Origin of the sequence: Microbacterium sp., from assembly GCF_040394595.1 — a bacterium.
Taxonomy (GTDB): domain Bacteria; phylum Actinomycetota; class Actinomycetes; order Actinomycetales; family Microbacteriaceae; genus Microbacterium.
This window is the reverse complement of record NZ_JBEBSA010000006.1, coordinates 78,070-103,164: the sequence shown is the minus strand read 5'-3', so window position 1 is coordinate 103,164 and position 25,095 is coordinate 78,070. Positions and strand designations below refer to the sequence as shown.

The window sequence follows — 25,095 nt, the reverse complement described above, 5'->3', positions numbered from 1 at the left end:
CGTCACACCAGTCCCAGGCTGCGGGCGATCACGAGGAGCTGCACCTCGGTGGTGCCTTCGCCGATCTCGAGGATCTTCGAATCGCGGTAGTGGCGCGCCACGGGGTACTCGTTCATGAAGCCGTTGCCGCCGAAGATCTGCGTCGCGTCGCGGGCGTTGTCCATCGCCGCATCGCTCGCGGTCATCTTCGCGATCGCGGCCTCGACCTTGAAGGGCTCGCCCGCGCCGCGCAGCCGGGCCGCGTGCTGCCAGGCGAGCCGGGCGTTGTGCACCCGCGCCTGCATCCGGGCGATCGTGAACTGGGCGTTCTGCCGGGTGGCGAGCGGCGCCCCGAACACGGTGCGCTTCTGCGCGTAGTCGATCGATGCGTCCACGCAGCCCTGCGCCGCGCCCGTCGAGAGGGCCGCGATCGCGATGCGCCCCTCGTCGAGGATGTGCAGGAAGCCGGCGAAACCACGGCCCCGCTCGCCGAGCAGGTTCTCCTCGGGCACCCGCGCATCGACGAAGGTCAGCGGGTGGGTGTCGGAGGCATGCCAGCCGACCTTGTCGTACGCGGGCTCGACGGTGAAGCCGGGGGTGCCGTGCGGGACGATGATCGTGGAGATCTCCTTGCGGCCGTCCTTCTCGCCGGTCACCGCGGTGACCGTGACGAACCGGGTGATCGGGGTCCCCGAGTTGGTGATGAACTGCTTGGCGCCGTTGACCACCCACTCGCCGTCCTCGAGACGCGCCGTGGTGCGGGTCGCCCCCGCGTCGGACCCGGCATCCGGTTCGGTGAGCCCGAAACCGGCCAGCGCCCTCCCGGCGAGCAGATCGGGGAGCAGCTCGGCCTTCTGCCGGTCGTCGCCGAACAGGAAGACCGGCATCGCGCCCAGGCTCACGCCGGCCTCGAGGGTGATCGCGATCGACTGGTCGACGCGTCCCAGCTCCTCCAGGGCGATGCCCAGGGCGAAGTAGTCGCCGCCCTGTCCGCCGACCTCTTCGGGGAAGGGCAGCCCGAACAGGCCGAGGTCGCCCATCTGCGCGACGACGTCCATGTTCAGGGTGTGGGTGCGGTCGGCCTCGTATGCCTGGGGCGCGACGACCTCGTCGGCGAACTCGCGCACCATCGAGCGCAGTTCGCGCTCCTCTTCGGACAGTTCCAGGGTCATGCTGTTCTCCTCGAATGGATCACGGGGTCTCGGCTGCCGTCACGACGGCGAGCAGCTGGTCGCGGCGCACCTGGTCGCCGGCGGCGACCTCGATGCGGATGGTGCCGTCGTGCGCGGCCACCACGGGGTGCTCCATCTTCATGGCCTCGATGGTCACGATGCGCTGCCCGGCGGTCACCGTGTCGCCGTTCGCGGCGTGCACCGCGACGACGGCTCCGGGCATGGGTGAGCGGAGCTCGGGGGAGGCGGCCCCCGCTTCGCGCTCCCGGTCGGCGAGGCGCTTCGCGGCGGCTTCGCGGCGGGTGAGCGGCCGGAGTGCGGATGCCGTGCCGTCGGCGTGCACCCAGATCGTCCCGTCCGGGGCCTCGGCGAGGGCGACGCCTCCGGGCAGGGCGCGGCCGAGCGGGAGCGAGCTCTCCGCCCGGGCGCCGGCCGACGCGAGGGGCTCGTCGTCGGCGACGTCCACGCTCACGAGATCCCCGTCACCGGTCGTGAACCAGGCGGTGCGGGGCTGCGGCTCCCCGCCGAGCCGCCAGCCCGACTCCGCGCGCCAGAGCGCCGAGGCATGCCCGCGCTCCCGTGCGCTCGCATCCCCTGCGTCTATTCGTCGCAAAGTGCCGTTATCCGGCCCGGATACCGGCACTTTGCGACGAATAGACGCCGCCGCGCGCAGTGCGACGGGGGAAGGAGCGGGATCCCGGAAGGGCGGCAGCCGATCGATCAGGCCGGTGTCGAGATCGCCCGACTGCACCGCGGGCTCGGCGATCAGCCCGCGCAGGAAGCCGATGTTGCTCTCCACCCCCAGCAGCACCGTGTCGGCGAGGGCGGCGTCGAGCCGGTCCAGCGCCTCGGCGCGGGACTCCCCGTGGGCGATGACCTTCGCGATCATCGGGTCGTAGTCCGCGGTCACGACGCTGCCGCTCTCCACCGCGGCGTCGGAGCGGGCCCCGGCGGACGGCCGCCACGCCAGCACGTCCCCGATCGCGGGGAGGAAGCCCCGCGCGGGGGACTCGGCGTAGACGCGCGCCTCGACCGCGTGCCCGTCGAGCCGCAGATCGTCCTGTGCCATCCCGAGGGGTTCGCCGGCGGCGATCCGCAGCTGCTGCTCGACGAGGTCGATCCCCGTGACCATCTCGGTGACGGGGTGCTCGACCTGCAGGCGGGTGTTCATCTCGATGAAGAAGAACTCGTCGGGCCGGTCGCCCGCGACGAGGAACTCGACCGTGCCGGCGCCGCGGTAGCCGACGCTCGCCGCCGCCGCGCACGCCGCCGCCCCGAGCCGCGCGCGGGTCGCCTCGTCGACCACCGGGGACGGGGCCTCCTCGATCACCTTCTGGTGCCGCCGCTGCAGGGTGCACTCGCGCTCGCCGAGGTGGATGGTTCCGCCGTGCGCGTCGCCGAGCACCTGCACCTCGATGTGGCGCGGACGCTCGATGAGCCGTTCCAGCAGCAGGGTGTCGTCGCCGAACGCGGTCCGGGCGACTCGCCGCGCCGTGGCCAGCGCCTCGTCGAGCTCGTCCCGCGAGCGGACGACCTGCATGCCCTTGCCGCCGCCGCCCGCGGACGGCTTGATGAGCAGCGGGAAGCCGGTCTTCTCCGCGGCGGCCGCGATCTCGGCGTCCGACATGCCCGCCGCGCTGAAGCCCGGGACCGTCGGAACGCCGTGCGCGGTCACATGATCCTTGGCGCGGATCTTGTCGCCCATCACGTCGAGGGCGCGCTCGTCCGGGCCGATGAACACGATCCCGGCCTCGGCGCAGGCGTGCCCGAAGGCGGCGTTCTCGGAGAGGAAGCCGTATCCGGGGTGGATCGCCTGCGCACCGGTCGACTTCGCGGCCTCGATCACGGCGTCGATCGAGAGGTACGACTCGGCGGCCGCGGCGGGCCCGATCCGCACGGCCTCGTCCGCCTCGCGGACGTGCGGTGCCGTGACGTCGGCGTCGCTGTAGACGGCGACCGAGCGGATGCCGAGCCGGCGCAGCGTGCGGATCACACGGCGCGCGATCTCGCCCCGGTTCGCCACGAGCACCGTGGTGAAGGGCAGCGCGGTCGTCGCGGGGACGGGGGTGTCGGTGGAGTCGGTCATGATCACATCCGGAAGACGCCGAAGCGCGGCTCGGGCAGGGGCGTGCGGGCGACGACGTCGAGTGCGAGCCCGAGCACGTCGCGGGTCTGCAGGGGGTCGATCACGCCGTCGTCCCAGAGGCGGGCGGTGGCGTAGTAGGGGCTGCCCTGCTCGTCGTAGCGGGCGCGGATCGGCGCCTGGAAGGCGGCCTCCTCCTCGGCGCTCCAGCTCTCGCCGGCGGCCTCGAGCTGGTCGCGCTTCACCGTGGAGAGCACCGACGCGGCCTGCGGCCCGCCCATCACCGAGATGCGGCTGCCGGGCCAGGTCCACAGGAACCGGGGGGAGTAGGCGCGGCCGCACATCGCGTAGTTGCCGGCGCCGAACGATCCGCCGATCACGACGGTGAGCTTCGGCACCCGCGTCGTGGCGACGGCGGTGACCATCTTCGCGCCGTCGCGGGCGATGCCGCCGGCCTCGGCGTCGCGGCCGACCATGAAGCCGGAGATGTTCTGCAGGAAGAGCAGCGGGATGCCGCGCTGATCGCACAGCTCGATGAAGTGCGCGCCCTTCTGCGCGGACTCGCTGAACAGCACGCCGTTGTTGGCGAGGATGCCGACCGGATGCCCGTGGATGCGGGCGAACCCGGTGACGAGGGTGTCGCCGTACTCCTTCTTGAACTCGTGCAGCTCGCTCCCGTCGACCAGGCGGGCGATCACCTCGCGCGCGTCGTAGGGCTGGTTCACGTCGACGGGCACCACGCCGTAGAGCTCGGCGGCGTCGACTGCGGGCTCCATCGTGTCGTGCACCTCCCACGCGGCCTCGGCGGGAGCGGGGAGGGTGGCGACGATGTCGCGCACGAGCTCGAGGGCGTGCTCGTCGTCCTCGGCGAGATGGTCGGCGACGCCCGATCGGCGGGCGTGCAGCTCTCCGCCGCCGAGCTCCTCCGCGGTGACGACCTCGCCGATCGCGGCCTTCACCAGCGGCGGCCCGCCGAGGAAGATGGTGCCCTGGTTGCGCACGATCACGGTCTCGTCGCTCATCGCGGGCACGTAGGCGCCGCCGGCCGTGCAGGATCCGAGCACGGCGGCGATCTGCGGGATGCCCTCGGCGGACATCCGCGCCTGGTTGTGGAAGATGCGGCCGAAGTGCTCGCGGTCGGGGAAGACCTCGTCCTGCATGGGCAGGAACGCCCCGCCGGAGTCGACCAGGTAGATGCAGGGGAGGCGGTTCTCGAGGGCGATCTCCTGCGCGCGGAGATGTTTCTTGACCGTCATCGGGAAGTACGTGCCGCCCTTGACGGTGGCGTCGTTGCAGACCACCATCACGTGCCGGCCGTGCACCAGGCCGATGCCGGCGATCACCCCGGCGGCCGGAGCCTGGTCGTCGTAGAGCCCGGACGCCGCCAGCGGGGCCACCTCGAGGAAGGGGCTGCCCTCGTCGAGCAGTCGGTTCACCCGGTCCCGGGGGAGCAGCTTCCCCCGGGCCACGTGCCGCTCGCGGGACCTCTCGGGCCCGCCGAGGGCCGCGGTCGCCAGGCGCTCGCGCAGATCGTCGGCGAGGTCAGCCTGGGCGCGGAAGGTCTGCTGATAGCCGTCGTCGACGGTCGCTGCGGCGCTCGCGAGCTGCGTCATCGCATCTCCATTTGAGTTAGTGATCATTCACTGAATTCACTCAGGGTACCCCGGATCGGGGTCGATGACAACGCCCGCGTCTCGGCGGGCCGGCGGGTGGCATCGCGGTCGCCGCCCGGGGTGAGGGCGTCAGCGGTGCGAGGCGTGGACGCGCAGCTGGCGGATGACCGTGGCGATGTGGTCGTCGATGAGGGAGTAGCGCACGTTCCGTCCCTCGCGATGGCCGGCGACGACCGCCATGTGCCGGAGCAGGCGCAGGTGGTTCGACACGGTGGGCTGCGACATCCGGAGCTCGTCGCTGATGGCGGCAACGGTGCGGCTGCCCCGCTCCAGGAGGTCCACGATGCGCAGACGAGCGGGAGCGCTGATCGCCTGCAGGAGCTGCGCGAGCACCTCGGCCTCGCCGCTGCCGAGCGGGGTGTCGATGTCGGCCGCGGTCTCCCCGGCCGCATCGGCGCTGGTCGTCTTCATGGATGCCTCCATGAGAACAATACTCACGATCAATTAACATCATGATATTCAAATATCATGATGTGTCGATTATCGTGAAAGAACCGGACACGGAGCGAGAGGAACGGAATGATGCAATGCCCGATGGACGCGACCACGCTCGTGAGGATCGATCGGCTGGGGGTGGACATCTCCTACTGTCCGATGTGCCGCGGTTCCTGGCTCGATCCCGGCGTGCTCGACACGATGATCGCCCGTGCGGAGGCGAGCGCCGCGCGCGGCATGCCGGCGGAGAGCAGCGCACGGGGGAGCTTCGACTGGCGGAACATGCTGGGTGGCGGTCGCGGAGGCCATCACGGAGACGGCCGCGGGCATCGCTGACCGTTTCGTCGGAGCCGGCTCCGATCCAGAAGGCACGAGAAGAGGGGGACGGATGAGTGATGGAGCGCACACGCATCGAGGGCATGTGAACGTGGAGCTGATCTTCGCGATCAGCGCATGCGCCTGCTACCTGCTGGGCTTGTTCGCGGAGCTGGTCCGCGTCGACGCGGTGCTCGCGACGGCGTTGTTCGCGTGCACCTACTTCTTCGGAGGGTTCTTCGCGGTGAGGAGCGCCGTCGGGTCTGTCAGGAGGGGGCGGTTCGAGGTCGACTTCCTCATGCTGATCGCCGCACTCGGCGCCGCGGCGATCGGGCGATGGGCGGAGGGGGCCGTGCTGCTGGCGCTGTTCAGCATCGGGCACGCGCTCGAGGAGCACGCGATGAGGAGGGCGAAGAGATCGATCGAGTCGCTCGCCGACCTCGCACCGACGCTGGCCACCGTGCGGCGCGACGGCCGCGAGCGGGTGGTGCCGGCGGAGGAGGTGGTCGTCGGCGACCTGGTGGTCGTGCGGCCGGATGCGAGGTTCCCGGTGGACGGGACGGTGGTGGCGGGGCGGTCCGCCGTCGATCAGTCCCCGATCACGGGCGAGAGCATCCCCGTGGAGAAGCAGCCGATCGCCGAGGGCGAGGAGGCGCGCCCGGGGAGGTCCGTCCCTCCCGCCTCGCACGTGTTCGCAGGGACCATCAACGGTCCCGGCCTCCTGGAGATCGTCGCGACGGCGAACACGGGAGACTCGACGCTCGCGCGGGTCGTCCGCCTCGTGCAGTCGTCGGAAGGGCGTCGATCGTCCACACAACTGCTGCTCGACCGATTCCAGCGGCGATACGTGCTCGTCATCGTCGCGATCGTGACGGTGACCTTCCTGGCCGGGCTGTTCCTCGGCGAGGCGTTCCCCGATGCCTTCAGCCGGGCGATGGTCGTGCTGGTGGCGGGAAGCCCCTGTGCGCTCGCGATCGCCACTCCGGCGGCCATCCTCGCCGGAGTGTCCCGCGCCGCCCGGGCCGGTCTTCTGGTGAAGGGCGGCGCGCCCCTCGAGCTCATCGGGCGGGTGCAGGCGATCGCGTTCGACAAGACCGGGACGCTCACGCAAGGCAAGCCGGTCCTCGCCGAGACCGTCCTGCTCGCCGGGGCGTCCCGAGCGATGGTGGAAGAGGCCGCGTTTGCCGTCGAGACCGCGAGCGATCATCCTCTCGCCGGCGCCGTCGTGCGCGGGCTGGAGGGCAGGATCGGCGCCGTCCCTGCGGCGAGCGACGTGCGCTCGGTGACGGGCCGCGGCGTCCGGGGGATGGTCGACGGACGCACGGTGCTGGTCGGGAGTGCGCGTTTCCTGGCGGACGAGGGCATCGCCGCCTCTGAGGAGCTCGACGCCGCGGTCGCCGATCTCTACGCACGCGGCATGACCGTGCTCGTGGTCGCGATCGACGCGCGCCCGCAGGCGGTGCTGGGCCTGCTCGACGCGCCGCGGGCGGAGGCTCGCGAGGTGCTGACGATGCTCCGCGCTCAAGGCATCGGCGATCTGGTGATGCTCTCGGGCGACAACCAACGGGTCGCGGACGCCGTCGCGGGGAGCATCGGCGTCGACCGTGCGATCGGAGGCCTGCTGCCCGAGGGCAAGGTCGTGGAGATCGAGCGCCTCGGGACGGGCGGGCGGACGACCGCGATGCTCGGCGACGGGGTGAACGACGCCCCGGCGATGACCAGGGCCTCGGTGGGGATCGCGATGGGGGCCGCGGGTTCCGCCGTCGCCCTGGAGACCGCCGACGTCGCGGTGATGTCTGATGACATCGGCCGGATCCCGTATCTGATCCGTCTGAGCCGCGCCGTCAACCGAGTGGTCCGTCAGAACCTCGTGATCTCCTTCGCGGTGGTCGCGGTGCTCGTTCCGCTGAGCGTCCTCGGGCTGGCCGAGATGGGGCCCGTCATCTTCATCCACGAGGGCTCGACCGTCCTGATCATCGCCAACGCGCTCCGGCTGCTCCGCTACGAGGCCGGGAACGAGCACGCCGGAGTCGTCCATGAGCCGTAGCCGCGGAGGCGGGATCGCCGGACGCGTGCGCGGAGCGGAGTCGGGCCGAGCCTAGGCGAGAGGGCGCACGGTGAGTGACTGCACCGAGGTGCCGAGCGGGCCGTTGTCGTCGTGCAGCACGGTGTGGGTGATGCCGAGCCCGGTCGGCCCCACGCTCATCGTGGTGTCGAAGCCCAGCCACTCGCCCTCGGGGGCCCGCAGGAGGTGCGCAGTGAGGTCGAGGTTGGGGAACGCCACCTCGCTCGGGGACACCCTCGGCGTGAGCCCGTTCGCGATGTCGACCAGTCCCATCAGGCGTGCGGTCGGACTCGCGCTCTCGCCTTCGACCAGCGGGACACGGGGGCGGAGCCACGACCGCGCACGGCCGGGGGCCTCCTCCGCCCGGAGGATCTCCGGCGTGCGGACGAACTCGCCCGGCCAGGCGTCGGCGGCCCAGGCGGGCATACCCGTGCGCGGCGGCATCGGGGCGAAGTCGCTCCCCGCGATCCCGGCGGTGTCGTGGGTCTTCATGAACCAGCCGCGCGCGGTGGCGGCGGCGCGGCCGCCGTGGCTCACGGTGGCCTCGACCAGCTCGATCGTTCGGCCGGGGCGGATGACCCGCGCCTCGACCTCGACCTCGCCGATCGGGATCACGCCGAGGATGTCGAAGGACACCCGGGCCAGCGGCAGCGGATGCTCATGCCGGGGCGCATGATCACGCTCGAGCGTGTGCGTCAGCAGGCCGAGCACCGGAGCGATGTGCTGCTCCTCGATGTTCCACGCGCCCTGAGTAGCATCGGTGGCGCGGTAGGTGTTCTCGTCGAGTCGTTCGAAGTAGGCGGCCATGCCGGAAGCCTACGCAGTCCCGGCCGTCCGGCGCCGCGGATCAAACGTCCGGTGATCCCCGGTCGCCGCCGCGCCGGCCGTGGCGGCTGGGGATACTGGGCTTCCGGGAGCCGAGGGGAGGTTCGCGGGGCAGGGGGTCGCATGAGCACGGCGGAAGCCGAGGGCGAGGGAATCGGGAGAGCGGGATGGACGGCGGCGACAGCCGTCCCCCGCTCCGCGGTCGACGTCGCCGCAGGGGCGGGGTGGCTGGTCGCGCGGGTGCGCGCCGGCGGGCTCCGTGCGCGGAGCGCGGACATCGGCGCATCGACGTGCCGCGTGCTCATCGGCGTGGCCGGGCACGCGGAGTGCGACCTCGGCGACGAGGCCTTCGCCCTCCGCCCGAAGACGATGCTCGTCGTCAGCGGCGACCGGGCCCTCGCGATCGACGCCGATGCGGGGTGGGCGCACTGGGAGTGGCAGCTGACGTCGCCGCCCTCCGGCCTCGTACGCGCGCGGATGCGCCGTCCGACGCCCTTCGACGTGGAGAAGGGCATGCACCAGCTGATGGGCGGCATGACCTCGTCGTTGATCGACGCGCCCCCGGGGTCGGATGCTCGCGCCCAGACGTTCGTGTACCGCGCCCTGTCGCAGGTCGTCGTCGCGGTGATCGCCGACTCCCTGCGACTGGGCAGCACCCGGCAGCGGCTGTTCGAGCGCGCGCAGTTCCTCATCGAGGAGAGCTTCGCCGATCCGGGATTCTCGGTGGGGGTGCTGGGGCGGCAGCTGAGCACGTCCCGTTCCCACCTCTACGAGGTGTTCGCCGAGTTCGGGACGAGTCCGCGTCAGGAGATCGAGCGGCGCCGTGTCGACTCCGTGCTGGCGCGCTTCGACCTCGAGACGCTCGCGGCGCCGGCGCTCTCGGCTGAGGTCGTCGGGGTCTCGGGGTTCTCCTCGGCGAAGCAGCTGCGCCGCGCCCTCGTCCGCCGCCAGACGGCGGATGACGAGGGTCGGGCGGGCGGCTGACCGAGCGCGGCGGGCGGATTTCGCGTCGGGCGCGCGATGTGCGAGCATCCTGCGTGGGAGCCCTGCGCGCCACCTGCGCCGGACCTCGATGCGAAGGAGCACGATATGACCGATTCTGGCATCAGGAAGGGTCTTGCGGGGGTGGTCGTCGATAGCACGGCGATCTCGAAGGTGAGTCCGGAGACGAACAGTCTGTTGTATCGGGGGTATCCGGTGCAGGAGCTCGCGGCGACGCAGTCGTTCGAGGCGGTGGCGTATCTGCTCTGGCATGGTGAGTTGCCTGACGCGGCGCAGCTTGCGGGGTTGCGTGCGATGGAGCGTGCGCATCGGGTCCTGGCTTCGGAGGTGCGCGCGGTGATCGATCTGTTGCCCCTGGACGCGCATCCGATGGATGAGGTGCGCACGGCGGTGAGTGTGATCGGTGCCTCCGATCTGTCCGGTTCGGGTTCGGTGCTCGATGCGGCGGGGTCGCCGGAGGAGAACCTCGCGCGCAGTATCCGGTTGTTCGCCGTTCTTCCTGCGATCGTGGCGTATGGGCAGCGGCGGCGGCGGGGGCAGGAGTTGGTGGCTCCGCGGGATGATCTCGGTTATGCGGCGAATTTCTTGTGGATGACGTTCGGGGAGTTGGCGGATCCGGTGGTGGTGGATGCGTTCAATCGGTCGATGATCCTGTATGCGGAGCATTCGTTCAATGCGTCGACGTTCACGGCGCGGGTGATCACTTCGACGCTGAGTGATCTCTATTCGGCGGTGGTGGGGGCGATCGGTGCGTTGAAGGGTCCGTTGCATGGTGGTGCTAACGAGGCCGTGCTGCATATCTTCGACGAGATCGGGTCGGCCGACCGTGTGGAGGGGTGGCTGGATGACGCTCTGGCGAACAAGCGGAAGATCATGGGTTTCGGGCATCGCGTGTATAAGCGGGGGGACTCGCGGGTGCCCACGATGAAGGCGGCCCTCGACACCCTCGTCGCCCACTACGACCGCCCCGAGGTCGCGGAGCTGTACTCCGCCCTGGAGGATGGGTTCGTCGCGCGTAAGGGGATCTACCCGAACCTCGACTACCCGTCGGGCCCGGCCTATAACCTGATCGGTTTCGATACCGTCACTTTCACGCCGTTGTTCATCGCCTCGCGTGTGACCGGCTGGACCGCGCACGTGATGGAGCAGCTCGGCGCGAACTCCCTCATCCGACCGCTGTCGGCCTACGACGGCGTGCCGGAGCGACACGTCGCCGTCTGAGTCGCGGGATCAGCCCTCGAGCAGCGCCTCGAACTCGGCCATCACCTCGGCGCGATAGGCGTCGACGTCGAGGTGGGCCGGCGGCACGTCACCGTCGAGGAAGGCCGTCAGGCCCGCCGCGAGGGCGTCGTCGTCCTGATCGACCACCCGGATCGCCCCCTCGGGGAGCGCGCCGACGACCGAGCCGAACGACGTCGAGACGACGGGCAGCCCGCACACGGCGGCCTCGATGAGCACCATCGGCTGTCCCTCGTAGAGACTCGACAGCACGAAGCAGTCCGCAGCGGCCATGAGCGCGTAAGGGTTGCGCTGGCGACCGGTGAGGAAGGCCACGTGCTCGGCGCCCGCCTCGACGATCTGTCGCTGCAGCTCTCCGTGCAAGGGGCCGCCGCCCACGATCAGCAGACGGGTCTCCGGATGCTCGGCGTGCACCGCGAGGAATGCGCGGATGAGGCGCGCGTGGTTCTTCTCCGGGGAGAGGCGGCCGACGCTGATGAACCAGCGCAGATCGCCCTCATCCTCCTGCAGGGCCGTGAACCACTCCGGATGCAGCGCATCGTCGTCGTAGAACTCACCGAGCGGCCGGCGCATCCCGCGCGTGACGTTCTCGACGTTCGGGAAGTTGCGCACCGTGCGGAAGCGCTCCGCGGGGGCGTAGTCCGAGAGCTCCTCGCGGTTCAGCTCGGTGAGCTGGTGCGAGACCGAGACGAGCTGGTCGTACTCGGGGTACAGCGAGAACACCGCGCCGAGGTCGCGCTTCATCCGCGGCTTGCCGTTGATGAGGCGCTCGCGGTCTGAGGCCATCTCGTTGTGCATCCAGATCGCGCGGGTCGCCGCGGGGGAGTGCAGCAGCAGCGACGTCCAGATCGGGCCATAGCCGCTGAAGTCCGCGACCCAGTCGTACTCGGAGCCGCCGAAGATGCGCGCCCACTCGTCGTTCCAGAGGCTCTCGTGCCAGCGCTGCTCGCCCGGGCGGCGAGGCGCGCTGCGCCAGTCGTCGAAGCGCCGCATGAGGTGGACCGCCTTCGAGCCGTTCATCCCGCCGATGCGGAACACCTGGCGCACCTGCGCGGGGATGAGTGCCTGCGTCGCCGGATCGGTCGACAGCCGGCGCTTGGGCAGCAGCGCGGTGACGTCGTACCGCGTGTGGTCGATCGCGTTCAGGAGGTTGACCGCCGAGGTGGTGATGCCGTTCGGCTTCATCCCGCCCAGATAGATCAGCAGGCGCTTGCGTCCGTCCTTCGCCGCCGGACGCACCCGGTAGCCGTCGCGGGCACCGCCGAAGACGATGTCGACGATGCGCGCGGATGCTCCGCCGTCTTCGTAGGGGGTGAAGCGCTCGGCCCAGGAGGCGTACTGCGGATGCGGGGCCGCGCCTTCGGCGAGCAGCGCCGCGAGGGCCCGGCCGGTCTCCGCCGCGTCGTCCGCCACCGGCCCGGGAAGGCTGTCGAGCGGCATGTAGGTGCCCCGGCCCTCGGCGTACAGGTCGGCGTCGGGCGTGAAGAAGGCGATCGGTCGCCCGGTCGCCAGATAGTCGAAGAAGATCGAGGAGTAGTCCGTGACGAGACCGGCCGAGGCGCCGAGCAGGACGTTGGTGGGGATCGTGTTCGGCGCGAGCGCACGGGCCAGCGTGGGCCGTCCGGCGGCGCGGGCGTGCACCACCTGGTGCGTCTTCAGCACGACCGCGTAGCCGTCGCCGACGCCCGCCTGCAGCTGCGCCAGCTGCTCGGCGAGCTCGTCGATGTTGTCCTCGGGGTTGTCGAAGGACGAGCCGCGCCAGGTGGGCGCGAACAGCACGATCGGCTTGCCGTCGAGCGCGACGCCGGATCGTTCGAGCTCGGCGCGGGTCTCGGCCTCGGTGCGTCCGTCGAGGCGCTGCCGGTCGATCCGGGGATACCCCTCCTCGACGATGAGCCCGGTGAAGACGTTGTCCAGCCGGTACGCGCCCTCGTACATCGTCTCGGCCATGAACGGGTTCGCGGCCAGGACGTAGTCGGACATCAGGAAGTTCCGCAGCGTGTTCGCCGACTGGGGCGCGCCGTTGGGCATGTCGAAGCCCATGAGCTTCAGCGGGGTGCCGTGCCACGTGTTGAGGTAGACCTGGCCCTCGCGCTTGCCGAACCAGGAGGGGAAGGTGGCGTTGTTCACCAGGTAGCCGCTGACCGCGAGCGCCTGCCGGTAGGCGGAGGATCCGCGGCGCACCGCGGAGACGCGGGGGTGGCGGCCGAACTCCTCGTCGAAGCGCGCGGCGGCCGCGTCGTCGGCGATCACCCACACGTGCTCCAGGTGGGCATAGCGGGGGTCGTCCAGCAGGGTGCGGAAGATCGCCTCGGGGTTGCAGAGCACGCCGTTCCCGGCGAACGACTCGTAGAGCACCTGGTCCGCGCGGACCGGCCGGGAGCGCCAGAAGGCGATGCGCTCCGCCTCGGTCGCGCGTTTGACCCGGCGGGCGAACGTGCGGAGACGCCGCTTGTAAGAGGAGAGTGCCACCGACCTAGAATATTCGACCCGTCTGTGGGTGGTCCCCGCAGGGGCGCGGGCGCGCGTCAGCGGTTCAGCCAGGGGCGCAGCATCCGGGTGACCCAGGGCAGCACCCAGTAGGTCATTATCGGCGTGAGCACGATCGTCGAGAGGATGCTGCGCAGCCAGATCGGCAGGCCGTCCCAGCCGGGCACCGGGCTGACCGCATAGTTGAACGCCAGGTTCACGGGGAAGAAGCCGAGCCAGATCGAGATCGCCTGCTTCCAGCGCGGCGGCGTGAGCACGACGGCGACGGTCGTGGTCCCGGTCCCGTCCGGCGTGGGGATCGCGATCGTCCCGGTGGTGGGCTCGTCGAACCATCCCTCGATGCCGGTGCGGCGCCTCGTGCGCTCGCTGCGCACGAACTTCTCCCCCATCGACAGCCACCACTCCCGCTCGGCGGAGGTCTCCCAGGCGACGAGGGCGTCCTCGCTCGCGAACCGGTAGAGCATGTGCCAGATGTGCGACTCCTCACCGTCCCGCACCCATCCCGACCCCAGGAAGCCGGGGTAGCGCTGCGCCATGTTCACCCCGGTCTGCACCCAGGCGGTGGCCTCGGGGATGCGCTCGGGGTCGACGTCGCGACGGATGGACACGGTGATGGGCTCGGACATGGTGGGTCCTCGGGGGAGTGCGGTGCTCGGGTCTGAGCGGGGCGGGTCGGCGGTCGGCCGCATACGAGTGTAGGCGAGGCGGACGCGACCCGAGTCCGCCCGGGCGGAGGCACAATGGGAGCATGAGCGCCGAAGCCGTCGTGATCGATGTCGTCCGTACCCCCGTCGGGCGGGGCAAGCCCGGGGGAGCCCTGTCGGAGGTGCATCCCGTGGACCTCGCCGCGGGGGTGCTCACCGCGATCCTGGAGCGCAGCGGCCTGGAATCGGAGCAGATCGACGACGTGCTGCTCGGCTGCGTCAGCCAGGTCGGCGACCAGTCGTCGAACATCGCCCGCCAGGCCGTGCTCGCTGCCGGTTTCGCGGAGACGGTGCCCGCGACCACGATCGACCGGCAGTGCGGGTCGAGCCAGCAGGCGGTGCATTTCGCCGCGCAGGGCATCGCCGCCGGTGCCTACGACGCCGTCATCGTCGGCGGGGTCGAGTCGATGAGCCGGGTGCCGCTGGGCTCGTCGGCCGCGGGCGGCACGCCGATGTCGCCGCGTCTGCGCGCCCGCTACCCCGAGGGGCTGGTCAACCAGGGGGTGAGCGCGGAGCTCATCGCCGGGAAGTGGGGACTCGGGCGCGAGGAGCTCGACGCCTTCGCGTCCGAGTCGCACGCCCGTGCCGCGGCGTCCTGGCGGGAGGGGTTCTTCTCGCGTTCGGTGATCCCGGTGGCCGAGGCGCCGGAGGCGCTGACCGATGAGACGGTGCGCGAGGGCACGACCGCCGAGAGACTGGCCGGGCTGCCCGCGTCGTTCCGCACCGACGCGCTCGCCGCACGCTTCCCCGGCCTCGACTGGCGGATCACCCCGGGCAACTCCTCCCCGCTCACCGACGGGGCCTCCGCAGCCCTCCTCATGAGCGCGACCCGCGCCGCGGAGCTCGGCCTCCGTCCGCGCGCGCGTTTCCGCGCCTTCGACGTGGTCGGCGACGATCCGCTCATGATGCTCACCGGGCCGATCCCGGCCACCAGGCGCGTGCTCGCGCGCGCCGGTCTCTCCCTCTCCGACCTCGACGCCTATGAGGTCAACGAGGCGTTCGCCTCGGTGCCGCTCGCGTGGGCGGCCGAGCTGGACGCCGACCCTGCCCGTCTCAACCCCCGTGGCGGAGCCATCGCGCTCGGCCATGCGCTCGGCTCGTCCGGCACCCGGCTGCTCGGCACGCTGCTCGACCACCTCGAGGCGACGGGCGGGAGCCTCGGGCTGCAGACGATGTGCGAGGGCGGCGGGATGGCCAACGCCCTCGTCCTCGAGCGCCTCTAGCGACCAGATGGGAAGAGACCCCCGCCGACCCGATTCGGCGGGGGTCTTCGCGGTTCATGACCGCGGCGGGAGCCCAGCTCACCGCGACGCGAAGGAGAGCACCATTTCCGGTCGAGCCTTCGTTCGCGTCCTCCTGTTGTACGTGGCGATGGTGACGCGGAGGTGAACGAGGGTCGAACATCACATTTACTAGGAACCCCTAGTACTTTGTCGGGATCCGGAGTATCCTCTTCTTTGTGCCAAAGAGGTCGCAGAGGAGCGTTGCACAATGACCCGTATCATCCCCCATTTCGTAGGCGGATCGCTTCAGGAGCCGACCGAAGGGCGTTTCGCTGACGTGTTCGACCCGAGCACCGGAGCCGTGCAGGCCCGCGTGCCGCTCGCCACCGCTGACGAGGTGCGCGAGGTCATCGCGAACGCCGAAGCGGCTCAGCCGGCCTGGGCGGCGACGAACCCGCAGAAGAGGGCGCGCGTGCTGATGCGCTTCGTCGACCTCGTGAACCGCGACATGGACGACCTCGCGCGCCTGCTCTCCCGCGAGCACGGCAAGACCTTCGAGGACGCCAAGGGCGACATCATCCGCGGGCTCGAGGTCATCGAGTTCTGCATCGCCGCGCCGCACCTGCTCAAGGGCGAATATTCCACCTCCGCGGGCACCGGCATCGACGTCTACTCGATGCGCCAGCCGCTCGGCGTCGTGGCCGGCATCACGCCGTTCAACTTCCCCGCCATGATCCCGCTCTGGAAGTGCGGCCCGGCGATCGCCAGCGGCAACGCCTTCGTGCTCAAGCCGAGCGAGCGCGACCCCTCCGTGCCGGTGCGCCTCGCCGAGCTGTTCATCGAGGCGGGTCTCCCCGCGGGCGTCTTCAACGTCGTCCACGGCGACAAGGAGGCCGTCGACACCATCCTCACCGACCCCCGCATCCAGGCGGTCGGCTTCGTCGGCTCCACGCCGATCGCGGAGTACATCTACCGCACCGCCGCGGCGCACGGGAAGCGCGCGCAGTGCTTCGGCGGCGCGAAGAACCATCTCATCGTCATGCCCGACGCGGACCTCGACCAGGCCGCCGACGCGCTGATCGGCGCGGGCTACGGATCGGCGGGGGAGCGCTGCATGGCGATCTCCGTCGCGGTGCCGGTGGGCGAGGAGACGGCCGATGCGCTGGTCGCCAAGCTCACCGAGCGGGTGAAGGATCTCACCGTGGGGCCGGGGCTGGACGCCGGGGTCGACTACGGACCGCTCGTCACCGCCGCGGCGAAGGCCCGCGTCGAGGACTTCATCCAGCAGGGCGTCGACGCAGGGGCGACCCTCGTCGCCGACGGCCGCGGGCTGGTCGTCTCCGGCCACGAGAAGGGCTTCTACCTCGGCCCGACCCTCTTCGACCACGTCACCACCGACATGTCCATCTACCGCGAGGAGATCTTCGGGCCGGTGCTCTCGGTCGTGCGCGCCGCCGACTACGAGGAGGCGCTGGCGCTGGCGTCCGACAACCCCTACGGCAACGGCGTGGGCATCTTCACGCGCGACGGCGACGCCGCACGCGACTTCGCCGCGCGCGTGAACGTCGGCATGGTGGGCGTCAACATCCCGATCCCGGTGCCGATCGCCTACTTCACCTTCGGCGGCTGGAAGGCCTCCGGCTTCGGCGACCTCAACCAGCACGGCACCGACGGGTTCCGCTTCTACACCAAGACCAAGACGGTCACGAGCCGCTGGCCCTCCGGCATCCGCGAGGGCGCGAGCTTCGTGATGCCCACGATGCACTGACCGTCGGACGACGCAGATCCCACAAGGAGAGACCGATGACCATGGTGACCACCACCGCCGAAGAGCGCGAGGCGATCCTCGGCGCCGTCCGAGAGTTCGCCGAGACCGAGCTCGCGCCGTTCGCCGCCGAGCGCGACGAGAAGCACCTTTTCCCCCGGGAGAGCCTGCGGAAGGCCGGCGAGCTGGGGCTCGGGGGCATCTACGTGCGCGAGGAGTTCGGCGGATCGGAGTTCGCCCGGGTCGACACCGTCGCGATCTTCGAGGAGCTGGCCAAGGGCGACCCGACGGTCGCCGCCTACATCTCGATCCACAACATGGTCGCCTGGATGATCGACACCTACGGCACCGAGGCGCAGCGCGCGGAGTGGCTGCCGCGGCTGACCGGGATGGAGATCTTCGGCGGCTACTGCCTCACCGAGCCGGGCGCGGGGTCCGACGCGGCGGCGATCGCGACCAGCGCGATCCGGGACGGCGAAGACTACGTGCTCACGGGGGTGAAGCAGTTCATCTCCGGCGCCGGCGAGGCGGGCGTCTACGTGGTGATGGCGCGCACCGGGGAGCCCGGATCGCGCGGCATCAGCGCCTTCGTCGTGCCCGCCTCCCTCGACGGGATCTCCTTCGGCGCCGATGAGAAGAAGATGGGCTGGCACGCCCAGCCCACCCGTCAGGTGATCTTCGACGAGGTGCGCGTCCCCGCCGCGAACATCCTGCAGGGGGAGGGGCGCGGCTTCTCGATCGCGATGTCGGCCCTCAACGGCGGGCGCCTGAACATCGCCGCCTGCTCGATCGGCGGTGCGCAGTGGGCCATGGAGCGGGCGGTGCGGTACGTGCACGAGCGGTTCACGTTCGGCGAGCCGCTGGCGGACAACCCCACGATCCAGTTCGCTCTCGCCGACATGCGCACCGAACTGCACGCCGCCCGCCTCATGGTGCGCGACGGCGCGGAGGCCGTCGACGAGAAGGCGCCCGACATGGCGATGCGCTGCGCGATGGCCAAGAGGTTCGCCACCGACGCCGGCTTCGAGGTCGCCAACCGCGCCCTTCAGCTGCACGGCGGATACGGGTACCTTCAGGATTACGGGATCGAGAAGGTGGTGCGCGATCTGCGCGTGCACCAGATCCTCGAGGGCACGAACGAGATCATGCGCCTGATCGTCGGGCGCGAAGTGCTCAAGGAGGCATGATGACGAAGATCGCATTCCTCGGACTGGGCCACATGGGCCTGCCCATGGCGAAGAACCTCGTCGCCGCGGGCCATGAGGTGACCGGATTCGATCCGATGCCGGCGGCGGTCGCCGCCGCCGCGGACGCGGGCATCCCCCTCGCCGCGTCGGCGGTGGACGCGGTGGCGGGCGCCGACGTGGTGCTGACGATGTTCCCGAGCGGGAGGCACGTGATCGATGCCTATCGCGACGGCCTGCTCGCGGCGGCGCCGGCGGCATCGCTGTTCATCGACTCCTCGACGATCGCGGTCGACGAGGCGCGCGAGGCGCACGAGCTCGCGATCGCGGCGGGGCACCGCAGCATCGACGCCCCGGTGTCGGGCGGTGTCGTCGGCGCGGAGAACGCCACCCTCGCCTTCATGGTCGGCGGTTCGGAGGAGGACTTCGCCGCAGCGCTGCCGCTGCTCGAGGTGATGGGCAAGCGCATCGTGCACTGCGGCGGTCCGGGGCTGGGCCAGGCCGCGAAGGTGTGCAACAACATGATCCTCGCGGTGTCGCAGATCGCCGTCGCCGAGGCGTTCGTGCTCGGTGAGCGGCTCGGTCTCGAGCATCAGGCGCTCTATGACGTGGCGTCCAACGCCTCGGGGCAGTGCTGGGCGCTGAGCACGAACTGCCCGGTGCCGGGCCCGGTGCCGACCAGCCCCGCGAACCGCGACTACCAGCCCGGTTTCGCCGGCGCGCTGATGGCGAAGGACCTCGGGCTCGCGCTGAAGGCGATCGAGCAGACCTCGACGGATGCCCGGATGGGCATGCTCGCGCAGCAGATCTATGCGGCGTTCGCCGCGGGCGATGGCGCGGGGCGCGACTTCTCCGGCATCATCACGGACATCCGCGCCGGCGACGTCTGATCCGTTCCGGCCCCGCTGCGTCCGGGGTATGTCCGTGGTGCGTTCCGACCGCGTCCGAACCGTCTATTCGTCGCGAAGTACCGGAATCCGGGGCGGAAAACGGGACTCTGCGACGAATGGATCGGGGCGGCCGGGGTCGCGGTCCTGGGATAATGGAGTGCCGCGATGACGCGGCGGAGGGAGATGCCATGACCGAGTACGAGACGATCATCGTCGAGCAGCGAGGACGGGTGGGCTGGATCACCCTCGACAGGCCCCAGGCCCTGAACGCCCTGAACGGCCGGGTCGCCGAGGAGGTCACCGCCGCCGCCGTCGCGTTCGACGAGGACGAGGGCGTCGGGGCGATCGTGGTCACCGGCTCCGAGAAGGCCTTCGCCGCCGGCGCCGACATCAAGGAGATGGAAGGGATGTCGGCCGCGGAGATGGTCGCGACCGACCACTTCGGCGCGTGGACGCGCTTCGCGGCCGTGCGCACCCCCGTCATCGCCGCCGTCTCCGGCTACGCCCTGGGCGGCGGATGCGAGCTGGCCATGATGTGCGACATCATCCTCGCCGCGGACACCGCCAAGTTCGGCCAGCCCGAGATCAACCTCGGGGTCATCCCCGGAATGGGCGGCTCGCAGCGCCTCATCCGCGCGGTCGGCTACTACAAGGCCGCCGAGCTTGTGCTCACCGGCCGCGTGATCGGCGCGGAGGAGGCCGAGCGCATCGGCCTCGCCTCGCGCGTGGTCCCCGCAGCCGCCCTGCTCGACGAGGCGACGGCGCTCGCCGAGACGATCGCGTCGAAGTCGCTGCCCTCGGTCTACGCCGCGAAGGCGGCGCTGGACGCGGCGATGGAGACCTCGCTCGCCGACGGGCTCGCCTACGAGAAGCAGGCCTTCGCCGCGCTGTTCGACACCGTGGACCAGAAGGAGGGCATGGCCGCCTTCCGCGAGAAGCGCGCGCCCAACTTCGTGCACCGATGAGCACCGGCACCGAGGCGCTTCCCGACGACGCCGACCTGACCCTGCCGCTCGACGACCGGCGCGAGCTGGTCGAGTGGACGATCGCGTGCGCCGAGAGGATGCTGCCGTTGTTCCGCACGGAGCGCCCGGACGACGAGCGTCCGCGGGAGGCGCTGGAGGCCGCCCGGGCCTTCCTCCGCGGGGAGCTCGGGATCGGCGAGGTGCGCGAGCGCGCGTTCGCCTGCCACGCCGCGGCGCGCGAGGCGATGGATCCCGCCGCGGTGGCCGCCGCGCGGGTGTGCGGTCAGGCCGCGGCGGTGGCGCACATGGCGGGGCATGCGCGCCAGGTGCCGCGCTACACCGCGAAGGCCTTCCCCGGCGATCGGGTGCGCCGGGACGAGGAGCTGGCCTGGCAGCGGACGCAGGTCCCTCCGCGTTTCGACCACTACGTGTACGACGGCGACTGAGTATCGGAGCCTGGCGGTCCCACGCGTCGGTGTTCCCCTGCCCGTGGGGGAGAGGGGGCGGCAGCGCCTCCTGCGGGGTCAGGCGCGGAGGTCGGCGAGCGCCTTCTGCAGGCGCCGCTCGCGGGTGGCATCCTGTTTCGCGTCCGCGATCGAGCGCGCGATCTCCTTGCGGCGCGTGAAGGACAGCGCCTCGTAGGCGGCCTTCGCCGCGGCATCCGCCTCGAGCGCCTCGGCCAGCGCGGCCGGGACCTCGACGGTGCGCTCGGCGCCGTCGAGCGCGATCTCGGCCTCGAACTCGTCGCCCAGCTCCACCTGCAGCTCGGCCCGCGTGGCCTTGCTGAAGCCGATCATGTTCTTCCCTCCCATGCGGGAGAGCCGCAGGCGGGCGCGGCGTCCGTTGATCGTCACGACGACGGGGAACGCCTTCGCCGCGGTGAGGGAGGCGACCTGCTCGTCGGTGAGCACGATCGCGCCGGCGGGGCCGAAGGGCTGGAGCGCGGTGCGGAGCGTCAATGCCATGGCGACAGCCTAGGCCGGTGCCGGCCGCTGCGGAGATCGAATTCGCATCCCCGGAGGGCTCCCGGGATGCCTTTTCGCACATCCACCGGGCCTCCCGCCGGACCTGCCGCCATCAGAGCGGATCGGGCGTGGGGCGGGGATCCGCGAAGTCGCCGGCGTTCTTGCGCAGCCGGGCGACGATCGACACCAGGTCGGAGGCGTCGTGGGACGAGATCCCCGGCCGGGCGAACACCTGCTCGTTCAGCGCGCGCGTCGCGGTGTCGGCGAGCTCGCGCCCGGCCGGGGTGAGCGTCAGCAGTGCGGCACGGCCGTCGTGGGGATGCGGTTCGCGCAGCACGAGCCCGTCCCGCACCAGGCGGTCGGCGGTGCTCGACAGGCTGGTCGGATGCACCTGGAGCCGCGCGACCACGCTCGAGAGCGGCAGGGAACCCGCACGGCTGAAGGCGAGGAGGCGCAGCACCTCGTAGCGGGCGAAGGTCAGCCGGAACGGCTTGAGGGCGGCGTCCACGCGGGCCAGCAGCAGCTGCTGCGCGCGCATGACCGAGGTCACCACGGCCATGCCGTCCGCGGCGTCGGTCCATCCGTGCGCGATCCACTGCCGCCTCGCCTCGGCGAGCGGATCGATCGGAAGGGGGCGGTTCGCCATGGTTCCAGGGTAGCCACCCGCTCTTGTTAACGATTCGTAACTGAAATCCGACCGCGTCGGTGGCGGCTCTGCGCGCCGGATAGACTCGTGACGGCGTGAGGAGGCTCGATGAAGATCTACGTCCTGGTGAAGGAAGTCCCCGACACCTACGGTGACCGCAAGCTCGATCTGGAGACAGGCCTGGCGGAGCGCGGCGGGGAGGTCGTGCTCGACGAGATCACCGAGCGCGCCCTCGAGGTCGCCCTCTCCTACGCCGACAAGAACCCGGGGACCGAGGTGGTCGCCCTCTCGATGTCGCCGGAGTCGGCCACGGCCTCGGTGCGGAGGGCGCTCGCGATCGGCGCCGCCTCCGCGGTGCACGTGGTCGACGAGCAGCTGCTGGGCGCCGACCTCGGGCTCACCGCCGAGACGCTCGCCGCCGCGATCCGCCGCGGCGAGCCCGATCTGGTGATCACCGGGAACCTCTCCACGGACGGGTCGGGCGGGATGATCCCCGCGATGCTCGCCGAGCACCTCGGATTCGCGCAGGCCACCGCGCTCAGCGCCGTCGAGATCGCGGAGACCGGCATCACCGGCACCCGCGCCGCCGATGCCGGCACGCAGCAGGTCACCGCGCCGCTCCCCGCCGTCATCTCGATCACCGAGGCGCTCCCCGACGCCCGGTTCCCCAACTTCAAGGGCATCATGGCCGCGAAGAAGAAGCCCCTCGAGGTGCTCTCCCTCGCCGACCTCGGTGTCTCGGCAGACCCGGCCGCTGCGCCCCGCACGATCATGACCACGGTGTCGGAGAAGCCTCCGCGCGCCGCGGGCGTGAAGATCGTCGACGAGGGCGACGCCGCCGCGCAGCTGGTGGAGTTCCTCGTGCAGAACAGGCTGGTGTGACCATGGGCTACCCCGCGAACCCGATCCTCGTGCTCGTCGACGTCGACCCCTCGGGTGCCGTCGCGAACAGCACGGCGGCGCTCATCGGCGCCGCCTCCACGATCGGCGCTCCCGTCGCGCTGATCGTCGGCGGGTCCCCGGAAGCGGCGGAGGCGGCCGCGGCCGTGGGCGCGCAGGCCGTGCTGACCGCTGAGGGCGACGCCGCGGCGCTGACCGTGCCGGTCGTCGACGCGCTGCAGGCGGCCTACGCCCAGGTGCGGCCGGACGCCGTGCTCGTCTCCCACTCGATCTCCGGGCGCGACGCCGCCGCGCGCTTCGCGGCGCGCGAGAGGCTCGCGGTCTCGGCCGACGCGGTCGGCGTCTCCCGTGACGACGAGGGCATCGTGGCCCACCACTCCGTGTTCGGCGGCTCCTTCCTCACCGATTCGGCTCCGACCTTCGGCGCCCCGGTGGTGACGGTGCGCCAGGGCGCGGTCGACACTCGTGCCGAGGCCGCTCCGCTCGCGGCCGAGACGCTGACCGTCGCTCCGTCCGGCGCGGCCGCCGCGACGGCGGGCCCGGTGGACGCGGTCGAGCAGACCTCGTCGCGACCGGAGCTGCGCGGGGCGGCCCGGGTGGTCTCCGGCGGTCGAGGACTCGGCTCGAAGGAGCAGTTCGCGCTCGTCGAGCAGCTCGCCGACGTGCTCGGCGCGGCGATCGGCGCCTCGCGCGCCGCGGTCGACGCCGGCTACATCCCCTACGCCCACCAGGTCGGGCAGACCGGCGTCTCGGTGTCTCCGCAGCTGTACATCGCCCTCGGCATCTCCGGCGCGATCCAGCACCGCGCAGGCATGCAGACCGCGAAGACGATCGTCGCGATCAACAAGGACGGCGAGGCCCCGATCTTCGACGTGGCCGACTTCGGCATCGTCGGCGACCTCTTCACGGTCGTGCCGCAGCTGATCGAGGCGCTCGAAGCGCGGAAGAAGTAGTCATGGCCGAGCGGATGCTGCGCCGGGGCCTGCCGCGTACGCGCGGCGGCGAGCCGTGGCCGTCGGGCGGGGTCGCCGTCGCCGTCGAGAACGACGTCGTGACGGAGGAGGTCCCCGAGCCCGCGGAGTCCGTCCCTGCCCCTGCCGCGGCTCCTGTTCCTTCCGCCGCGGCCCCCGTCGCTGCGGCCCCCGCGGCGGGCGTCGCGCTGCGCCGCGGCCTGCCGCGCACCAAGGGCGGCGAGGCCTGGCCCGCCGCGACGGCATCCGCACCGGCGGTCTCCGCTCGGTCCTCCGCAGCGGAGGCCGCTCCGGCCGCATCCGCTGCCCCGTCCGCCGGGGCCGCGACCGACATCCCTTCGCCATCCGTTGCGGCCCCCGCCGCCGCCTCGGGCGCGCAGATCTCGCTGCGCCGCGGACTGCCGCGCACGAAGGGCGGCGAGGGATGGCCCCCCGAGGGAGCCGCAGCGGTCGTCGAGCAGGTCGCCGCGGAGCACGTGCCGGCCACGGCGGCGCCGGGCGATCGGATCGTCCCCGCATCTCCGAAGGCCGACGTCTCCACGCCGCTGCCGTTCACCCGCACCGTCTGGAAGGGCGTGGCACCGCGTCATGCGGCGGCGGCCGCCCCCGAGCCGTCGCGCTTCCGTCCGACGTGGACGCAGGCGATCGCGGGACTCTTCGGTGCCGCGGGTCTCGGGCTCCTCGCCGTCGCCGGAGTCTTCCTGGTGCGCGCGTTCCTCAGTCTGCCGTTCATGAGGGACTTCCTGCAGGCCTACCCGGGGGAGTACCACACGCCCGCGGAGCCCGGCATCGCGCCCTGGATCGGGTGGCAGCACTTCTTCAACATGTTCCTGATGATCCTCATCATCCGCTCGGGGCTGCGCGTGCGCACCGAGAAGCGGCCGACCGTGTTCTGGACGCCCCGCGGCAACTCCAAGGGCAAGATCAGCCTCACACTGTGGTTCCACCAGGCGCTCGACATCCTCTGGCTGGTCAATGGCGCGGTCTTCGTCGTGCTGCTGTTCGCGACCGGTCACTGGGCCCGCATCGTGCCCACCAGCTGGGAGGTCTTCCCCAACGCCCTCTCGTCGCTGCTGCAGTACGTCTCGCTCGACTGGCCGTCGGAGAACGGCTGGAACAACTACAACAGCCTGCAGCAGCTCGCCTACTTCACCACCGTGTTCCTCGCCGCGCCGCTGGCCGCGGTCACCGGATTCCGGATGTCGGGCCTGTGGCCCAAGAAGGCCGAGAAGCTGTCGAAGGCCTACCCCGTCGAGTGGGCCCGTGCGCTGCACTTCCCCGTGATGCTCTACTTCGTGGCGTTCATCATCGTGCACGTGGCGCTGGTCGTGCTCACCGGCTTCCTCCGCAACCTGAACCACATGTACGCCTCGCAGGATGCGGCGGGATGGACGGGCTTCTGGGTCTTCGTGGCCTCGGTCGTGGTGATCATCGCCGGATGGATCGCCGCCCGCCCGCTGGTGCTCGCGCCGATCGCGAAGCTGTTCGGACAGGTCTCCGGCCGCTGATCCGTCCCCGTGCGGGGTTATGAACGCGGAAAGAACAGGGATTCTTTCTCGTCACAATCGGGGATCGCGAGATCGATCCTGCCGAGCCCGTCAGTA

The 25,095-nt window shown here is 71.2% G+C and carries 22 protein-coding genes; 13 read left to right on the top strand and 9 right to left on the bottom strand.

The genetic code is table 11. The annotated features are described in order from the left end of the window. Positions 1-2 precede the first annotated feature (2 nt). The 4 genes from ABWO84_RS09185 to ABWO84_RS09170 all read right to left on the bottom strand — a co-directional run bounded on the left by ABWO84_RS09185 (position 3) and on the right by ABWO84_RS09170 (position 5,318). Entirely contained in the window at positions 3-1,151 is a 1,149-nt protein-coding gene (locus ABWO84_RS09185; RefSeq protein WP_353114225.1) for an acyl-CoA dehydrogenase family protein, read from the bottom strand. 19 nt (positions 1,152-1,170) lie between these two features. Beyond that, positions 1,171-3,237, bottom strand: a complete 2,067-nt coding sequence (locus ABWO84_RS09180) for an ATP-binding protein (RefSeq protein ID WP_353114224.1) — start codon at positions 3,235-3,237, stop codon at positions 1,171-1,173. A 2-nt stretch (positions 3,238-3,239) separates the two neighbouring features. Then, on the bottom strand, positions 3,240-4,847 hold the full coding sequence (locus ABWO84_RS09175) for a carboxyl transferase domain-containing protein (protein WP_353114223.1): 1,608 nt from the start codon (positions 4,845-4,847) through the stop codon (positions 3,240-3,242). A 129-nt stretch (positions 4,848-4,976) separates the two neighbouring features. Beyond that, complete coding sequence (locus tag ABWO84_RS09170) at positions 4,977-5,318, bottom strand: ArsR/SmtB family transcription factor (RefSeq protein ID WP_353114222.1); 342 nt, start codon at positions 5,316-5,318, stop codon at positions 4,977-4,979. Positions 5,319-5,441: 123 nt separating this feature from the next. Here ABWO84_RS09170 and ABWO84_RS09165 point away from each other — a divergent pair, with 123 nt between their 5' ends. Together ABWO84_RS09165 and ABWO84_RS09160 are read left to right on the top strand one after the other, a co-directional pair. After that, the gene (locus ABWO84_RS09165) at positions 5,442-5,678 is read left to right on the top strand and encodes a TFIIB-type zinc ribbon-containing protein (RefSeq protein WP_353114221.1); all 237 of its coding nucleotides are present in this window, start codon (positions 5,442-5,444) and stop codon (positions 5,676-5,678) included. A gap of 52 nt (positions 5,679-5,730) precedes the next feature. Further along, the gene (locus ABWO84_RS09160) at positions 5,731-7,704 is read left to right on the top strand and encodes a heavy metal translocating P-type ATPase (protein ID WP_353114219.1); all 1,974 of its coding nucleotides are present in this window, start codon (positions 5,731-5,733) and stop codon (positions 7,702-7,704) included. 51 nt (positions 7,705-7,755) lie between these two features. Here the strand turns inward: ABWO84_RS09160 and ABWO84_RS09155 are convergent, their stop codons facing one another. Continuing rightward, positions 7,756-8,529 (bottom strand): thioesterase family protein, encoded by a 774-nt coding sequence (locus tag ABWO84_RS09155; RefSeq protein WP_353114218.1) that lies wholly within the window; start codon positions 8,527-8,529, stop codon positions 7,756-7,758. Positions 8,530-8,670: 141 nt separating this feature from the next. Here ABWO84_RS09155 and ABWO84_RS09150 point away from each other — a divergent pair, with 141 nt between their 5' ends. Next, positions 8,671-9,531: a helix-turn-helix domain-containing protein gene (locus ABWO84_RS09150; RefSeq protein ID WP_353114217.1), complete on the top strand. Its 861-nt coding sequence runs from the start codon at positions 8,671-8,673 to the stop codon at positions 9,529-9,531. 105 nt (positions 9,532-9,636) lie between these two features. Next, positions 9,637-10,770, top strand: a complete 1,134-nt coding sequence (locus ABWO84_RS09145; protein WP_353114216.1) for a bifunctional 2-methylcitrate synthase/citrate synthase — start codon at positions 9,637-9,639, stop codon at positions 10,768-10,770. 9 nt (positions 10,771-10,779) lie between these two features. Here the strand turns inward: ABWO84_RS09145 and ABWO84_RS09140 are convergent, their stop codons facing one another. Beyond that, the gene (locus ABWO84_RS09140) at positions 10,780-13,260 is read right to left on the bottom strand and encodes a CDP-glycerol glycerophosphotransferase family protein (RefSeq protein WP_353114215.1); all 2,481 of its coding nucleotides are present in this window, start codon (positions 13,258-13,260) and stop codon (positions 10,780-10,782) included. 56 nt (positions 13,261-13,316) lie between these two features. Further along, positions 13,317-13,904: an antibiotic biosynthesis monooxygenase gene (locus ABWO84_RS09135; RefSeq protein ID WP_353114214.1), complete on the bottom strand. Its 588-nt coding sequence runs from the start codon at positions 13,902-13,904 to the stop codon at positions 13,317-13,319. Between the two features lie 122 nt (positions 13,905-14,026). On the opposite strand from ABWO84_RS09135, the gene ABWO84_RS09130 reads away from it, so the two are divergent. The 6 genes from ABWO84_RS09130 to ABWO84_RS09105 all read left to right on the top strand — a co-directional run bounded on the left by ABWO84_RS09130 (position 14,027) and on the right by ABWO84_RS09105 (position 20,455). Then, on the top strand, positions 14,027-15,205 hold the full coding sequence (locus ABWO84_RS09130) for a thiolase family protein (protein ID WP_353114213.1): 1,179 nt from the start codon (positions 14,027-14,029) through the stop codon (positions 15,203-15,205). Positions 15,206-15,473: 268 nt separating this feature from the next. Beyond that, positions 15,474-16,973 (top strand): CoA-acylating methylmalonate-semialdehyde dehydrogenase, encoded by a 1,500-nt coding sequence (locus tag ABWO84_RS09125; protein WP_353114212.1) that lies wholly within the window; start codon positions 15,474-15,476, stop codon positions 16,971-16,973. Positions 16,974-17,014: 41 nt separating this feature from the next. Further along, complete coding sequence (locus tag ABWO84_RS09120) at positions 17,015-18,157, top strand: acyl-CoA dehydrogenase family protein (RefSeq protein ID WP_502915407.1); 1,143 nt, start codon at positions 17,015-17,017, stop codon at positions 18,155-18,157. Then, positions 18,157-19,044, top strand: a complete 888-nt coding sequence (gene mmsB / locus ABWO84_RS09115) for a 3-hydroxyisobutyrate dehydrogenase (protein ID WP_353114210.1) — start codon at positions 18,157-18,159, stop codon at positions 19,042-19,044. Before ABWO84_RS09120 ends, mmsB begins: the two co-directional genes overlap by 1 nt. Before the next feature lie 188 nt (positions 19,045-19,232). Beyond that, on the top strand, positions 19,233-20,009 hold the full coding sequence (locus tag ABWO84_RS09110; protein ID WP_353114209.1) for an enoyl-CoA hydratase-related protein: 777 nt from the start codon (positions 19,233-19,235) through the stop codon (positions 20,007-20,009). Beyond that, on the top strand, positions 20,006-20,455 hold the full coding sequence (locus ABWO84_RS09105; protein WP_353114208.1) for a putative immunity protein: 450 nt from the start codon (positions 20,006-20,008) through the stop codon (positions 20,453-20,455). The genes ABWO84_RS09110 and ABWO84_RS09105 overlap by 4 nt, the downstream gene beginning before the upstream one ends. Before the next feature lie 78 nt (positions 20,456-20,533). Here the strand turns inward: ABWO84_RS09105 and ABWO84_RS09100 are convergent, their stop codons facing one another. Then, complete coding sequence (locus ABWO84_RS09100) at positions 20,534-20,974, bottom strand: DUF1905 domain-containing protein (protein ID WP_353114207.1); 441 nt, start codon at positions 20,972-20,974, stop codon at positions 20,534-20,536. A 112-nt stretch (positions 20,975-21,086) separates the two neighbouring features. Continuing rightward, entirely contained in the window at positions 21,087-21,620 is a 534-nt protein-coding gene (locus ABWO84_RS09095; RefSeq protein WP_353114206.1) for a MarR family winged helix-turn-helix transcriptional regulator, read from the bottom strand. 108 nt (positions 21,621-21,728) lie between these two features. Here ABWO84_RS09095 and ABWO84_RS09090 point away from each other — a divergent pair, with 108 nt between their 5' ends. The 3 genes from ABWO84_RS09090 to ABWO84_RS09080 are packed head-to-tail and all read left to right on the top strand — an operon-like array spanning position 21,729 to position 24,999. Beyond that, positions 21,729-22,502, top strand: a complete 774-nt coding sequence (locus tag ABWO84_RS09090) for an electron transfer flavoprotein subunit beta/FixA family protein (protein WP_353114205.1) — start codon at positions 21,729-21,731, stop codon at positions 22,500-22,502. A gap of 2 nt (positions 22,503-22,504) precedes the next feature. Next, on the top strand, positions 22,505-23,473 hold the full coding sequence (locus tag ABWO84_RS09085) for an electron transfer flavoprotein subunit alpha/FixB family protein (protein ID WP_353114204.1): 969 nt from the start codon (positions 22,505-22,507) through the stop codon (positions 23,471-23,473). Positions 23,474-23,475: 2 nt separating this feature from the next. Then, positions 23,476-24,999, top strand: coding sequence for a cytochrome b/b6 domain-containing protein (locus ABWO84_RS09080; protein WP_353114203.1), 1,524 nt, complete (start codon positions 23,476-23,478; stop codon positions 24,997-24,999). Positions 25,000-25,095: the final 96 nt, after the last annotated feature.

Coding starts and splice junctions, on each gene's coding strand:
- ABWO84_RS09130 (WP_353114213.1), top strand. CDS start 14,027: ATGAGCGCCGAAGCCGTCGTGATCGATGTCGTCCGTACCCCCGTCGGG.
- ABWO84_RS09110 (WP_353114209.1), top strand. CDS start 19,233: ATGACCGAGTACGAGACGATCATCGTCGAGCAGCGAGGACGGGTGGGC.
- ABWO84_RS09085 (WP_353114204.1), top strand. CDS start 22,505: ATGGGCTACCCCGCGAACCCGATCCTCGTGCTCGTCGACGTCGACCCC.
- ABWO84_RS09100 (WP_353114207.1), bottom strand. CDS start 20,974: ATGGCATTGACGCTCCGCACCGCGCTCCAGCCCTTCGGCCCCGCCGGC.
- ABWO84_RS09080 (WP_353114203.1), top strand. CDS start 23,476: ATGGCCGAGCGGATGCTGCGCCGGGGCCTGCCGCGTACGCGCGGCGGC.
- ABWO84_RS09155 (WP_353114218.1), bottom strand. CDS start 8,529: ATGGCCGCCTACTTCGAACGACTCGACGAGAACACCTACCGCGCCACC.
- ABWO84_RS09165 (WP_353114221.1), top strand. CDS start 5,442: ATGGACGCGACCACGCTCGTGAGGATCGATCGGCTGGGGGTGGACATC.
- ABWO84_RS09175 (WP_353114223.1), bottom strand. CDS start 4,847: ATGACGCAGCTCGCGAGCGCCGCAGCGACCGTCGACGACGGCTATCAG.
- ABWO84_RS09120 (WP_502915407.1), top strand. CDS start 17,015: ATGGTGACCACCACCGCCGAAGAGCGCGAGGCGATCCTCGGCGCCGTC.
- mmsB (WP_353114210.1), top strand. CDS start 18,157: ATGACGAAGATCGCATTCCTCGGACTGGGCCACATGGGCCTGCCCATG.
- ABWO84_RS09145 (WP_353114216.1), top strand. CDS start 9,637: ATGACCGATTCTGGCATCAGGAAGGGTCTTGCGGGGGTGGTCGTCGAT.
- ABWO84_RS09160 (WP_353114219.1), top strand. CDS start 5,731: ATGAGTGATGGAGCGCACACGCATCGAGGGCATGTGAACGTGGAGCTG.
- ABWO84_RS09185 (WP_353114225.1), bottom strand. CDS start 1,151: ATGACCCTGGAACTGTCCGAAGAGGAGCGCGAACTGCGCTCGATGGTG.
- ABWO84_RS09135 (WP_353114214.1), bottom strand. CDS start 13,904: ATGTCCGAGCCCATCACCGTGTCCATCCGTCGCGACGTCGACCCCGAG.
- ABWO84_RS09150 (WP_353114217.1), top strand. CDS start 8,671: ATGAGCACGGCGGAAGCCGAGGGCGAGGGAATCGGGAGAGCGGGATGG.
- ABWO84_RS09090 (WP_353114205.1), top strand. CDS start 21,729: ATGAAGATCTACGTCCTGGTGAAGGAAGTCCCCGACACCTACGGTGAC.
- ABWO84_RS09125 (WP_353114212.1), top strand. CDS start 15,474: ATGACCCGTATCATCCCCCATTTCGTAGGCGGATCGCTTCAGGAGCCG.
- ABWO84_RS09105 (WP_353114208.1), top strand. CDS start 20,006: ATGAGCACCGGCACCGAGGCGCTTCCCGACGACGCCGACCTGACCCTG.
- ABWO84_RS09095 (WP_353114206.1), bottom strand. CDS start 21,620: ATGGCGAACCGCCCCCTTCCGATCGATCCGCTCGCCGAGGCGAGGCGG.
- ABWO84_RS09170 (WP_353114222.1), bottom strand. CDS start 5,318: ATGAAGACGACCAGCGCCGATGCGGCCGGGGAGACCGCGGCCGACATC.
- ABWO84_RS09180 (WP_353114224.1), bottom strand. CDS start 3,237: ATGACCGACTCCACCGACACCCCCGTCCCCGCGACGACCGCGCTGCCC.